A 14,060-nucleotide genomic window follows, 5' to 3' on the forward strand; every position below is an offset into this window, starting at 1 on the left:
CGTGCCGCACCAGCAATGGACCCGCAAGTCCTTCCTCCGGGGAATGGCCGCCGTCGGCGCGGCCCCCTTCCTCCCCGGCCTGATCCCGACCAGCGCTCACGCGGCCTCCTCGGACCGCCCCGCCTTCCCGCTCGCGGCGGGAGGCACGGCCGTCGCCATCTTCGTGGACGCGGCGGACGACCCTGCCGTCGTCCGTGCCGCGGGCGACCTCCGCTCGGACGTCGAACGGGTCTCCGGGGCGAGACCCGACCTGCTCCGCGCGCTGCCGCGGAGCGCCCCCCTGCTCGTCCTGGTGGGCACCCTCGGCGCGAGCCCCGCCATCGACCGCCTCGTCTCGCAGGGCCGCCTGGACGTCTCCCGGGTGAAGGGCCGCTGGGAGGCGTCCGTGACCCAGGTGATCGAGCGTCCGCTGCCCGGCGTGGACCGCGCCCTGGTGATCGCGGGCAGCGACCGGCGCGGCACGGTCTACGGGATCTACGACACCTCCGAACGCATCGGCGTCTCCCCCTGGTACTGGTGGGCGGACGTCCCCGTCGAGCGCCGGGACACCGTGACGGTCCCCGCGGGCCGCTTCGAGCGCCGGGAGCCGTCGGTCCGCTACCGGGGCGTCTTCATCAACGACGAGCAGAATCTGACCACTTGGTCCCACCGCACCCAGGAGACCGACAAGAACATCGGCCCGGAGACGTACCAGCGCGTCTTCGAGCTGCTGCTGCGTCTGAAGGCCAACTACCTGTGGCCGGCGATGCATCCGTACTCCGACTTCTTCAACAAGTACCGGGAGAACCCCGAACTGGCCGACCGCTACGGCATCGTCGTCGGCTCCAGCCACCCCGAGGCCCTGCTCCGCAACGGTGTGCACGAATGGGAGCCGTGGATCGCCGAACACCCGAACGCCGACGGCAGTGCGCCGGTCTACGACTACACGGTCAATCCGGCTGTCATCTCCGACTACTGGAGGGCGCGGGCGAGACAGAACGCCGCGTACGAGAGCAGCTGGACCCTCGGCATGCGCGGCCTGCACGACACTGCGTTGGAGACGAAGTACGCCACCACGATCCCGGAGAAGGTCGTGGTGATGAACGACATCATCGCCGACCAGCGCCGGATCCTCGCCGAAGAGGTCGGCTCCGCCGCCGAGCCGCAGATCTTCATCCCGTACAAGGAGGTCCTGGACCTGTACAACGCGGGTGTCCAGGTCCCCGACGACGTCACGCTGATCTGGCCGGACGACAACCACGGCAACATGCGCCAGTTGCCGAACGAGGCGGAACGGGCACGGTCGGGCGGCAACGGGATCTACTACCACCTCTCCTACTGGGGACGTCCGAAGAGCTACCTGTGGCTGGACACCACCCAAGTGGCCAAGGTCTGGCAGGAGTTGCGGCGGGTCTACGAGCACGGCACCGACCGCATGTGGATCTTCAACGTCGGTGACGTCAAGTCGATCGAGACCGGCCTGTCCTTCGCGATGGACATGGCCTGGGACGTGAACCGCTGGGAGGCCGACGCGGTCGAGGGCTTCCTGGCGGAGTGGGCCGGGAGGCAGTTCGGGCGACGCCATGCCAGGGAGATCGCCGCGATCCGCACCGAGTACTACCGGCTCGCCGGGGAGCTGCGCCCCGAGTTCATCGCCGCGGGCCTCGTCTCCGTCGTCCACCACGGCGACGAGGCAGGCCGCCGGATGGCCGCGTACGAGCGACTCCTCGCGCGGGTCCGGGCGGTGGGCGCCGAGCTGCCCGACACCTATCGGGACGCCTTCTACGAGCTGGTCGAATATCCGGTGCACGGCGCGTACTTGATGAACCTCAAGTACTACTGGGCGGACCGCAACGCGCTCGCCGCCCGGCAGGGCCGTGGGGCCGGCACGAATCGCTTCGCGGACCTCGCGCTCGCCGCGCACACGGCGGAGGCCGCTCTCACCAGCCGGTACAACACCGAGGTGGCGGGCGGGAAATGGGACGGGTTCATCAATCCGTACCCGTCCCAGATCCCGAAGGCTCCCGGGCGCCCGACCGTCACCAGGGTGACCCGGCAGGAGACCAGCGGGCTCGGGGTGGCGGCCGAGGGGAACGAGACCGGGGCCGGCCGGCCGCTGTCGTTCTCCTCGTACACCCGCGACCGGCGCTTCGTCGACGTCTTCAACACCGGGTTCCTGCCGCTGGACTGGGCGGCCGAGGCCAGTCACCCCTGGGTGGGGCTGAGCACGGCCGGTGGCTCGCTCACCGAGCAGCGGCGGGTGTGGGTGGAGATCGACTGGGAGCGCGCGCCCGAGGGTGCGCAGGAGGCCACGGTCGTCTTCACCGGCCCGGGGCAGCGCTTCGAGGTGCCGCTGCGGGTGGTCAACGGCCGTCGACGGGCCCGAGGCTTCGTCGAGGCCCATGGTTACGTGTCGATCGACGCGGCGCACGCCGACCGGAGGGTGGGCCGAGGCGGCTGCCGCTGGCGGACCGTGCGGGGCCTCGGACGTCGTACGGGCGCCGTCGAGGCCGTTCCTTCCACGGCGGCTCCGATCACCGGTGACTTCGCCTTACGTGCACCGGAGTTGCGGTACCGGGTGCGGTTCGGCAGCACGGGCACCTTCCCCGTCACCGTGTTCCGGCTGCCCTCGCTGGACGAGCGCGGGCAGCGGCGGGTGGCCGTCGGCCTCGACGACCAGCCGGTGACCGTCCTGTCCGGGCAGGCCGTCGCCACCGGCAACCGGGGGGACGCCTGGGCCCGCCAGGTGGAGGACGGCGTCGAGCGGCTGACCGCCACCGTGACGGTCGCCAAGGCCGGGGAGCATGTGCTGAGGGTCTTCATGGTCGATCCGGCGATCGCGGTGGACCAGATCGTGATCGACACGGGCGGCCTGCCCGCCACCTACCTCGCGCCGCCCGAGAGCTACCACCCGGTATTCAACCCGGAGCCCGCGCCGGACCCGGGTCTGGAGGCGCCGGAGCAGTAGACCGAGGGCTTCGTGCGGGCCGCCGGTCCCCCGTGCCGGCGGCCCGCACGCGTCGCGGCCGGCGCTGTCGTCCCCGCGGGGAAACAGGCGTATCCGACGGGCCGCCCTCCCCCCACTGCGGCCCGCCGGAGCTTCACTGTGCTGGAGTACATCCGAGAACGTCGATGTTGCTCGGATGAAGTGTGGGTCAGCGAGGTACTACCCCGGTATGGGTACAACTGCGTATGAGCGGATGCTGGCGGTCGCCGTGGCCGCGCTCCACGAACGCGACCCTGAGCGACTGTGGCCCCTGCTGGCGGCCGAACTGCCGGTCCTGTGCGGTGGCGACGCCCTGATCTACAAGCTGGACAACTGGAACGAGAGCGAGGGCACGCTCGGTCTGTCCCCCGATGCCACCGCGGAGTTCGTCGCGCTCGGGGACGAGGACACCGCGCTGCTGCGCTCGGGATACCCGTTGGCCCGGCACTACGCGGACAGACCCGACCGGGCGCCGGTCACGGCCCGTCGGGTGGCCGGCCGTTCCTGGTCGGGAAGCGCGACCGCGCAGCTGCTCGACGACCTCCTGGACGTCGACCATGTGCTGGGCATTCCGCTGCCGCACTCGACCACCCCCGTCACCGGGTGCATGGTCTACCGCTCCGGGCGGGACTTCACCGACGACGAACTGCGCCTCGCCGAGCAGTTGCAGCCCCTGCTGGCCGCCGTCGAGCAGCAGCGGCAACTCCTGCGACGGCTCAGCACCCCTTCCGAGGAGGCTGCCGACGTGGCGCTCACACCCCGGGAGACGACCGTGCTGCTCCTGCTCGGCGACGCCCTGACCGCCGTGTCCATAGGCCGCAGACTCGGGATATCCGAGCGTACTGTCCACAAGCACATCGCGAACATCTACCGCAAACTCGGCACGCACGACCGCGTCAGTACGGTGCTGCACGCCCAGCGGCTCGGGCTCGTCCCTAGGGCACCGACGGCCCGCCCTTGAGGCGTTCCAGGTCGGAGGGGCGTACCTGGATGACCACGACGGCGATGAGCGCGGCGACCACCGTGAAGATCGCGGCCATCACGAAGGCGGCCGAGACACCGGCGGTGAGGACCTCGTCGCCCCAGGTGCCCGGGAGTTCACCGGTGCGTTGGAACAGACGTCGCTCGGCCGGGGTGGCCTGGGCGAGGAAGCGCGGGACCTGCTTCTCCGCCTCGTTGGTGCTGGCCGTGCCGAACATCGTGACCAGGATGGACAGCCCGAGCGAACCGCCCACCTGCTGGGTGGCGTTGAGGAGCCCGGAGGCCGCGCCGGTCTCCTCGTTGGGCACGTTGGAGAGTGCCATCAGGGTCAGCGACACGAACTCCATGCCCATGCCGAGGCTGAAGACGAGCATCGGCCCGAGGACACTGCCCGCATAGGTGGAATGGACGTCGGTCAGCGTCAGCCAGGCCAGCCCGGCCGCCGCGAGGATCGCGCCCCCCACCATGAAGGGCTTGGGCCCGTACACGGGCAGGAACCGCGAGGCGAGACCGGCGCCGATCGCGATGACCGCACTGACCGGCAGGAACGCGAACCCGGTCGCCAGCGGGCTGAAGTCCAGCACGTTCTGGGTGAAGAGGGTCAGGAAGAAGAACATGCCGAAGATCGCAGCCGCGAGGCACAGCATGATGCCGTAGGTGCCCGCGCGGTTGCGGTCGGCGAACATGTGCAACGGGGTGATCGGCTGCCGGGAACGCTTCTCGATCAGCACGAACACCACGAGGAGGACGACCGCCCCGGCGAACGAGGCCAGCGTGAGCGCGTCCCGCCAGCCCTCCTGGGCAGCCCGGATGAAGCCGTACACCAGCAGCACCATGCCCGCGGTGGCGGTCAGCGCACCGGCGATGTCGAAGTTGCCGGGATGCCGCTCCGACTCACGGATCCAGCGGGGCGTGGCGAGCGCGATGAGCAGTCCGATCGGGACGTTGACGAACAGCACCCACCGCCAGTTGAGCCACTCCACGAGGACCCCGCCGGCCAGCAGCCCGATCGCGCCGCCGCCCGCCGAGACCGCGGCGAAGACGCCGAACGCCCGGTTGCGCTCGGGTCCTTCGCGGAAGGTCGTACTGACCAGGGAGAGGGCGGTCGGGGACGCGATGGCGCCGCCGACGCCCTGGAAGGCGCGTGCGGCGAGGAGTTGGGCCTCGTTCTGGGCGAGCCCGCCGAGCAGCGAGGCGAGCACGAACAGCAGTACTCCGAAGACGAACATGCGGCGTCTGCCGAGGATGTCGCCGGTCCTGCCGCCGAGCAGCAGCAGCCCGCCGAAGGTCAGGGTGTACGCGTTGACCACCCAGGCCAGGCTGGTGGTGGAGAAGTCGAGGGAACGCTGGATGTCCGGGAGCGCGATGTTCACGATGGTGATGTCGAGCACCACCATGAGCTGGCAGGACGCGATGACCAGCAGAGCCATGACGTTTCCGCCGCCGCCGGAGTCCGGTGGGGCCGTCCGTGGTGCAGAACTCGCCTGCGGGTCGCTGCTCATGGTCTCCGTTCGACCGTACGCCCCCGCCATAGCCGTCACCACTTGAGGACGTGGCACCCCCAGCCCTCCAGGGACACGAACAGACCGCAGTCGGCCAGTTCGTCTCCGTCACGGTGGTACACCGCCCCGGTGAGCAGGTCGGTCGCACGGCACTCGCGGCCCCTCAGGTCGTCCCACGGCAGCGGCAGCCTCGCCTGGGCCGGGCGGTCGGAGTCGTTCACGACGACGAGGTGGCGGGCGTCGGCGTGCGTCCAGGTCCAGGCGAGCAGGTCGCGGTGCGTCTCGTTGTCCAGCCATCCCGTCGGCGTCAGGGGCCGCCAGTCTCCCCTGCGTACGGCGGCAGCGGCAGGCAGCAGTCGGCCGTAGAAGTCGCGCAGGGGCTCGTCGACCGGCTCCTGCGGCCTGCGCCTCAGGAACACGGGCGGCCGCACCCGGCGGCCCTCGAACTGGCCCTCGTGCCAGAGAGTCGCACCCGGCAGCGTCGCCACCGCCACGGCCGCCGCCCGGCCCCGGTCGCCGGGCAGGGTGGCGGCGGCCCGGGGCTCGTCGTGGTTCTCCAGGAAGCGGACGAGACCGCGCTGGTAGGCGGGGTCGGCGCCGAGGTGAGCACGGACGGAGTCGGCGCTCTCGTGCAGCAGACGGTCGTAGAGCCGTTTGTCGTAGCAGTGGTCGAAGCCCTGCTGCTGGAGGGCCCCTTCGAGGTCCCAGTAGGCCTCGGCGACGAAGAGGAGATCGGGGTGGAGGGTCCGCACGCGCGCGATGACGTACGGCCAGAAGTCCTCGGCGGGGGCCGGGCCCGTGCGGTCTCCCCAGGTCTTCCCGAAGATGTCGTTCATCAGCAGCATGGCCATGTCGCAGCGCACGCCGTCGGCCTGGTGGCCGATGGACACGAGGGTGTCCACGGTCGCCTCGCGCAGCGCGTCGCTGAAGGCGTTCAGCTGGACCACGTCCGGCCAGGGCGGGAAGTAGGGGTCACGGCCGCGGGCGAAGACCTTTCCCCCGGCCTCGATGAACTCGGCCGGTGTGCGGGCCAGGTCGCCGACGGTGCCCCGGACGAGACGGTCGGGGCCCGACGTGAGCCAGGGGTGATCGGGGGCCACGTGGTTGGGGATGTAATCGAGGATCAACCGCAGTCCCCGTGCGGCGAGTTGGGTGCGGGCAGCGGCCAGCCCTTCGGGTCCTCCGAGGGAGGCGTCGACGACGTAGTCGCGTACGCAGTACGGCGATCCGGCGATGTCCGCGTCGGTGACGTCGGGCAGGGCCTCACGGAAGGAGGCCCTGAGCCCCTCGTCACGCAGGGCGATCTCCAGTCCGGCCGGACTGCGCTGCCATACGCCCATCAGCCAGACGGTGTCGACGCCGGGCGGCGCGACGGAGTCCCAGACCTCGCCGGGCACGTCGCCGAGGGTGACGGGACGGCCGTGGCGATAGCTCAACTCGGTGAGCCACACGAGGGTGTTGATCTCGTACATCACCGTCATGACAGGGGCACCTCCCGTTCGCCCGGCGGCCGGAGCGACTCCCGCCCGCCCCGGTGCCAGTCCTCCTCGCTGATCGAGTGGAACAGGGTCGCGGTGGCCGCCACCAGGCCCGTCCAGCCGGTCTGGTGGGAGGCGCCGAGACCAGCGCCGTTGTCACCGTGGAAGTACTCGTAGAAGAGGATCAGGTTCTTCCAGTGCGGGTCCTTGGCGAACACGGTCTGGGCGCCGTGCACCGGGCGGTGGCCGTCGGTGTCGGGCAGGAAGGTCGCGGTGAGCCGGCCGGAGATTTCGCGGGCCACCTCGTACAGGTTGAGCTGCCGCCCGGAACCGGTCGGGCACTCCACGGTGAAGTCGGGGCCGTGGTAGCTGTGCAGGTTCAGCAGTGCGCGGATCAGCAGGATGTTCATCGGGAACCACACCGGGCCGCGCCAGTTGGAGTTGCCGCCGAACATGCCCGAGTCGGACTCGGCCGGCAGATAGCCGACACCGAACGTCCGGCCGTGCACGTCGAAGGTGTACGGGTGCGCCGCGTGGTATCGGGACAGGGACCGGATGCCGTGCGGGCCGAGGAACTCGTCCTCGTCGAGCATCCGGGCCAGGATGCGGCGCAGCCGGTCCTCGCCGAACAGCGCGAAGAGGTAGCGGCCGTCGGTGGTGGGGCCCGCGTTCGCGTGCTGCGAGACGAAGGCCTCCACGGCCGGGTGCCGCCTGACGAAGTTCCTTGCTCCCTCGACCAGTTCGGGGAAGGCGCGGTTCGCACGGCCGCCGATGACACTTGTCGCCGCGAGCGGTATCAGGCCGACCAGGGACCTCACCTTCAACCGGGTCGCGGTGCCGTCGGGCAGCCGGAGGACGTCGTAGAAGAAGCCGTCCTCCTCGTCCCACAGGCTGGCGTTGTCCTTGCCGATGCGGTTCAGGGCGACGGCGATCCAGGCGAAGTGCTCGAAGAGCATCTGTGCCTGCTCGACGTAGACGGGGTTGTCGACGGCGAGTTCGATGGCGATGTCGAGGAGGTTCTGGCAGTACAGCGCCATCCAGGCGGTGCCGTCGGCCTGGTCGAGCTGACCGCCGGTGGGCAGGGGCGCGCTGCGGTCGAAGACGCCGATGTTGTCGAGACCGAGAAAGCCGCCCTGGAAGACGTTGTTGCCGTCGGCGTCCTTGCGGTTGAGCCACCAGGTGAAGTTCTTCATCAGCTTCAGGAAGGCGTTCTCCAGGAAGGCGCGGTCGCCGTGGCCCGTGCGGTGCTTCTCCAGCTCGTAGACGAAGAGGACGGCCCAGGCGTGCACCGGCGGGTTGACGTCCCCGAAGTTCCATTCGTAGGCCGGGATCTGGCCGTTTGGGTGGAGATAGAGGCGGCGCAGCAGCAGCTCCAGCTGGCCCTTGGCGAAGCCGATGTCGACCATGGAGAGGGCCAGGGTGTGGAAGGCGAGGTCCCAGGCCGCGAACCACGGGTACTCCCAGGTGTCCGGCATCGACATGATCTCGTCGTTGACCATGTGGTACCAGGCGCTGTTGCGGATGCGCGGGTCGGCGGAGAGCGGGTCGACGCCGTGCTCGGCGAGCCAGCGCTCCACGTCGAGGTAGTAGTACTGCTTGCTCCAGAGCATTCCGGCGAGGGCCTGGCGGACGAGGCGCTTTTCCTCCTCTCCGGTGGCGGGCGGCGTGATGCCCGCGTAGAAGGTGTCGGCCTCGGTTCGGCGCATCTCCATGGTGGCTTCGAACTCGCCCCAGGGGTCCACGAGTTCGGCGTCGGTCAGGCGCAGGCGGATCCGGGCGCTGTCTCCGGCGGGGATCGTCAGCTCGTGGTGGACGGCGGATTTGGTGCCGGTGCGCGCGGGGTTGACGGCTTCTCGCACGCCGTGGACGACGTAACGGTCGATGCCGTCCTTCACGTACGGCGTGCTGTTCGGGCTGCCGAAGATCCGCTCGTTGTCGGTCTCGTTGTCGGTGAAGAGGGCCTCGGCGCCGTCGAAGTAGAGCCAGCGGGTGCCGAGCTCCTCATGATCGGCCCGAATCGCGCTCTGCGTGAGGGACAGGTTCGGGACCGCCGCACCGCCTGCCCAGGACCAGGTGTGCCGGAACCACAGAGTCGGGAGCACATGCAGTACCGCTTCACCGGGCCCCCGGTTGTGGACGGTGATCTCGATCAGGAGGTCTTCCGGGCCCGCTTTGGCGTATTCGACGAACACGTCGAAGTAGCGGTCCTCGTCGAAGACGCCGGTGTCGAGGAGCTCGTACTCAAGGTCCTCGCGCCCGCGGGCCTGGTTCGTGGTGACGAGGTCACCGTAGGGGAACTCGGCCTGCGGGTACTTGTAGAGGTACTTCATGTACGAGTGGGTGGGCGTGTTGTCGAGGTGGAAGTAGTACTCCTTCACGTCCTCGCCGTGATTGCCCTCCGCGTTGGTCAGGCCGAACATCCGCTCCTTGAGGAGGGGGTCGCGGCCGTTCCACAGGGCGAGCGCGAAGCACAGCCGCTGTTTGTCGTCGCTGACTCCGGCGATGCCGTCCTCGCCCCAGCGGTAGGCGCGGGAGCGGGCCTGGTCGTGGGTGAAGTACGACCAGGCGTCGCCGTCGTCGCTGTAGTCCTCGCGGACGGTGCCCCACTGGCGTTCGCTCAGGTACGGGCCCCAGCGTCGCCAGGGCACCGCACCCGCGTCGGCTTCCGCCAGGCGCCGCCGTTCGGCGTCCGGTGCGCTGCTGTCCGTCGCCATCGCCCGTCCTCCCGGCCGCCCGGCACATGGGTCCAGACTCGAACGGGTCCGACGTGACCGCAATGGCGCTGACCCGTCCGGAAACGGGCGTCACCGTTCCGGCTCAGGCGATCTCGACCAGCAGGTCGCCACCCTCCACCTGCTGGATCTTGTTGATGGCGAGCCGGGACACGCGACCCGCCTTCGACGCGGTGATCGCGGCCTCCATCTTCATGGCCTCGATGGTGGCCACGGTCGCCCCCGCGTCGACCTCGTCGCCCTCGGCGACCGCCAGCGTGACCACACCGGCGAACGGGGCGGCGACATGGCCGGGGTCGGAGCGGTCGGCCTTCTCGGTGGTCGGGATGTCGGAGGAGGCCGCGCGGTCGCGGATCTGGATGGGCCGCAGCTGGCCGTTGAGCGTGGACATCACCGTGCGCATACCCCGCTCGTCGGCTTCGCCGATCGCCTCCAGCGCGATGAGGAGCCGGACGCCGGGTTCCAGGTCGACGGCGTACTCCTTGCCCGGCCTGAGGCCGTAGAAGAAGTCCTTGCTGTCCAGGAGGCTGGTGTCGCCGTAGGACTGGCGGTGGGTCTCGTACTCGCGGGTCGGGGCGGGGAACAGGAGCCGGTTGAGGGTCGAGCGGCGCTCCTTCTCCAGCCCTGTGCGGTCCTCGGCGTTCAGCTCCTGGACGGGCTTGGCGTCGGCGCGGCCCTGCAACGCCTTGGTGCGGAAGGGCTCGGGCCAGCCGCCGGGCGGGGTGCCGAGCTCGCCGCGCAGGAAGCCGATCACCGAGTCGGGGATGTCGAAGCGGTCCGGGGTCTCCTCGAACTCCTTCGGGGTGACCCCGGCGCCGACCAGGTGCAGCGCGAGGTCGCCGACCACCTTGGAGGACGGGGTGACCTTCACGAGGTGGCCGAGGATCTTGTCGGCGGCCGCGTACATCGCCTCGATGTCCTCGAACCGGTCGCCGAGCCCGAGCGCGACGGCCTGGGTGCGCAGGTTGGAGAGCTGGCCACCGGGGATCTCGTGGTCGTAGACCCGGCCGGTCGGGGAGGCGAGGCCCGCTTCGAAGGGCGCGTAGATCTTGCGGACGCTCTCCCAGTACGGCTCCAGGTCGCCGACGGCCCTGAGGTCGAGGCCGGTGGGCCGGTCGGAGTGGTCGGTCGCGGCGACGATCGCCGACAGGGAGGGCTGCGAGGTCGTACCGGCCATGGAGGCCACGGCACCGTCCACGGCGTCCGCGCCCGCCTGGATCGCGGCCAGGTAGGTGGCGAGCTGGCCGCCCGCGGTGTCGTGGGTGTGGATGTGCACCGGGAGGTCGAACTCGCGGCGCAGGGCCGACACCAGCTTCGCCGCGGCAGGGGCGCGCAGCAGGCCCGCCATGTCCTTGACGGCCAGGACGTGGGCGCCCGCGTCGACGATCTGCTCGGCCAGGCGCAGGTAGTAGTCGAGGGTGTAGAGGCGCTCGTTCGGGTCGGACAGGTCCGAGGTGTAGCAGAGGGCGACCTCGGCGATCGACGTGCCGGTGGCCCGTACCGCCTCGATGGCGGGGCGCATCTGGCTGACGTCGTTGAGCGCGTCGAAGATGCGGAAGATGTCGATGCCGGTGGCTGCCGCCTCCTGCACGAAGGCGTCCGTCACCTCGGTCGGGTAGGGGGTGTAGCCCACGGTGTTGCGGCCGCGCAGCAGCATCTGGAGGCAGATGTTGGGGACGGCCTCGCGCAGGGCGGCCAGCCGCTCCCAGGGGTCCTCGGCGAGGAAGCGCAGGGCGACGTCGTAGGTGGCACCGCCCCAGCACTCCAGGGAGAGCAGTTCGGGCAGGGTGCGGGCGACGGCCGGGGCGACGGCGAGCATGTCCTTGGTGCGCACGCGGGTCGCGAGCAGCGACTGGTGGGCGTCGCGGAAGGTGGTGTCGGTGACGCCGATGGTCGGCGACTCGCGCAGCCAGCCGGCGAAGCCCTCGGGGCCCAGCTCGGTGAGCCGCTGCTTGGAGCCCGCCGGCGGCTCCACCCCGGCATCCACACGGGGCAGCTTGGTGACCGGATCGATCACGTCGGGCCGCTCGCCGTGCGGCTTGTTCACCGTCCGGTCGGCCAGGTAGGTGAGCAGCTTGGTGCCGCGGTCGGCCGAGTGCCGGGAGGTCAGCAGGTGCGGACGCTGCTCGATGAACGACGTGGTGACGTTGCCCGCCTGGAAGTCCGGGTCGTCGAGGACGGCCTGGAGGAACGGGATGTTGGTGGCCACGCCCCGGATGCGGAACTCGGCCACGGCACGCCGGGCCCGGTTGACCGCGGTGGTGAAGTCCCGGCCCCGGCAGGAGAGCTTGACCAGCATCGAGTCGAAGTGGGCGCTGATCTCGGTACCGGCGTGGGTGGTGCCGCCGTCGAGGCGGATGCCGGAGCCGCCGGGCGAGCGGTAGGCGCTGATGCGGCCGGTGTCGGGGCGGAAGCCGTTGGCGGGGTCCTCGGTGGTGATACGGCACTGGAGCGCCGCGCCGTGCAGCTGCACCGTCTCCTGGGACAGGCCGAGGTCGGCGAGGGTGGCGCCGGCGGCGATGCGCAGCTGGGCCTGGACGAGGTCGACGTCGGTGACCTCCTCGGTGACCGTGTGCTCGACCTGGATGCGCGGGTTCATCTCGATGAAGACGTGGTTGCCCTCGCGGTCGAGGAGGAACTCCACGGTGCCAGCGTTGCGGTAGCCGATCTCGCGGGCGAAGCGGACGGCGTCGGCGCAGATCCGGTCGCGCAGGTCCGGGTCGAGGTTGGGCGCGGGGGCGAGCTCGATGACCTTCTGGTGGCGGCGCTGCACCGAGCAGTCGCGCTCGTAGAGGTGGATGACGTTGCCGTCCCCGTCGGCGAGGATCTGCACCTCGATGTGGCGGGGCTCGACGACGGCCTTCTCCAGGAAGACGGTCGAGTCGCCGAAGGCCGAGGCCGCCTCACGCGCGGCCGCCTCGATGGACTCGCGCAGCTGGGCGGGGTCCTCGACCCGGCGCATGCCGCGTCCGCCACCGCCGGCGACGGCCTTCACGAACACCGGGAAGCCGATGTCGTCGGCGGCCCGGACCAGTTCGTCCACGTCGGTGGAGGGTGCCGAGGAGCCCAGCACCGGTACGCCGGCGGCGCGGGCGGCGGCGACCGCGCGGGCCTTGTTGCCGGTCAGCTCGAGGATGTCGGCGCTGGGGCCGACGAAGGTGATGCCCGCTTCCTCGCACGCGCGCGCGAGCTCGGGGTTCTCGGAGAGGAAGCCGTAGCCGGGGTAGACGGCGTCGGCACCGGCCTGGCGGGCGGCGCGGATGATCTCGTCGACAGACAGGTAGGCCCGCACGGGATGGCCCGGTTCGCCGATCTCGTAGGCCTCGTCGGCCTTGAGTCGGTGCAGTGAGTTGCGGTCCTCGTGCGGGAAGACGGCGACCGTCCTCGCGCCCACCTCATAACCCGCGCGAAACGCGCGAATCGCGATCTCACCACGGTTGGCGACCAGTACCTTGCGGAGCATTCCCGTTCCCTTCGGCCTGCCGGTGACGCCCCCCATGGTCTCGGCAAAGACCGCCGGTGGCCATGAGAGTCAGGTCACGTGTCGCTGACGGTTTGGGGGTGATCTGCGCAGGTACAGCGGTTGTACGACCTCCTGCGGGCACGTTCCGATCACTCCACCGTCCCGGTGAAGGGGGTCACCGGCCGCTCCAGGCGCTCCCCGTCCACGGTGATGTCGACGGCCTCGTTGAAGAACGCGAGCAGCCCCTGGACGACGGCCACGGCAGGGAGCGGGCCCGGGTAGCTCCAGACGATGTTCGCGTGGCCACCCGTCGACCAGTACTCGGCGGTGCCCTTGTAGGGGCAGTCGGTGTGGTGGTCGGTGGCTTCGAGCAGGTCGAGACGGATGTCCTCGCGCGGGATGTAGTACCGCGTGGGCAGACCTGTCTCGAAGAGCAGGACAGGACGGTGGGTGTCGGCGACGACCGTCCCGTCGATCTCGACCCGGACATGGCGGCTGCTGGGCATGGCGTCGACCCGTTTGTGCGGATCACGGGGGTGGACGAAGATCTCTTCCTCCTCCTCGTACCAGTGGTCGAGGCCGGTGCCCCAGCGCCGGAACCACGCGAAGGCGATGTGGTCGGCCAGGTCGGCGGCCGGGAAGGTCCAGGCGGCGTTCTCGACGAGCTCGCCGTCGACCTCGAGGTCGTAGAAGATCCGCGACCCGGTGTGGGTGCCGGTGGCCGGGTTCTTCGCGGGCCGGAGCAGATCCCCGCGGACGTCGGCGCGCGGGAAGGCGTACAGCGGGACGGGGACGTCCGGTTCCCAGACGAGGACGGGGCGCCGGCTGTCGACGACGGTGACGTCTCCCTTGCGGCCGCGCACCCAGCGTTCGCTGGGCTCCCACAGCAGGCCTTCCGGGGTGGTCCGTACCTCTCGTGCGGTGGGGAAGGTGGTCATG

7 protein-coding genes are annotated in these 14,060 nt (G+C 70.4%); 2 read left to right on the plus strand and 5 right to left on the minus strand.

All coding sequences use genetic code 11. The features are described from left to right. The first annotated feature begins 43 nt into the window (after positions 1 to 43). Complete coding sequence (locus tag AQJ46_RS23100) at positions 44 to 2,947, plus strand: glycosyl hydrolase 115 family protein (protein ID WP_107117329.1); 2,904 nt, start codon at positions 44 to 46, stop codon at positions 2,945 to 2,947. A 208-nt stretch (positions 2,948 to 3,155) separates the two neighbouring features. Continuing rightward, complete coding sequence (locus AQJ46_RS23105) at positions 3,156 to 3,926, plus strand: helix-turn-helix transcriptional regulator (RefSeq protein WP_059207412.1); 771 nt, start codon at positions 3,156 to 3,158, stop codon at positions 3,924 to 3,926. Here the strand turns inward: AQJ46_RS23105 and AQJ46_RS23110 are convergent. The 5 genes from AQJ46_RS23110 to AQJ46_RS23130 form a co-directional block, all read right to left on the minus strand. Beyond that, positions 3,901 to 5,376, minus strand: coding sequence for an MFS transporter (locus tag AQJ46_RS23110; protein WP_059207413.1), 1,476 nt, complete (start codon positions 5,374 to 5,376; stop codon positions 3,901 to 3,903). The genes AQJ46_RS23105 and AQJ46_RS23110 overlap by 26 nt on opposite strands. A gap of 107 nt (positions 5,377 to 5,483) precedes the next feature. After that, entirely contained in the window at positions 5,484 to 6,929 is a 1,446-nt protein-coding gene (locus AQJ46_RS23115) for an alpha-amylase family protein (protein ID WP_059207414.1), read from the minus strand. After that, positions 6,926 to 9,640 (minus strand): MGH1-like glycoside hydrolase domain-containing protein, encoded by a 2,715-nt coding sequence (locus tag AQJ46_RS23120; RefSeq protein WP_059207415.1) that lies wholly within the window; start codon positions 9,638 to 9,640, stop codon positions 6,926 to 6,928. The genes AQJ46_RS23115 and AQJ46_RS23120 overlap by 4 nt, the downstream gene beginning before the upstream one ends. A 103-nt stretch (positions 9,641 to 9,743) precedes the next feature. Beyond that, positions 9,744 to 13,121, minus strand: coding sequence for a pyruvate carboxylase (locus AQJ46_RS23125; protein ID WP_059207416.1), 3,378 nt, complete (start codon positions 13,119 to 13,121; stop codon positions 9,744 to 9,746). Positions 13,122 to 13,270: 149 nt separating this feature from the next. Then, the gene (locus AQJ46_RS23130) at positions 13,271 to 14,059 is read right to left on the minus strand and encodes a DUF427 domain-containing protein (protein WP_059207417.1); all 789 of its coding nucleotides are present in this window, start codon (positions 14,057 to 14,059) and stop codon (positions 13,271 to 13,273) included. Position 14,060 lies beyond the last annotated feature (1 nt).

Source organism: Streptomyces canus, from assembly GCF_001514145.1.
In the GTDB taxonomy this organism is placed as follows: domain Bacteria; phylum Actinomycetota; class Actinomycetes; order Streptomycetales; family Streptomycetaceae; genus Streptomyces; species Streptomyces canus.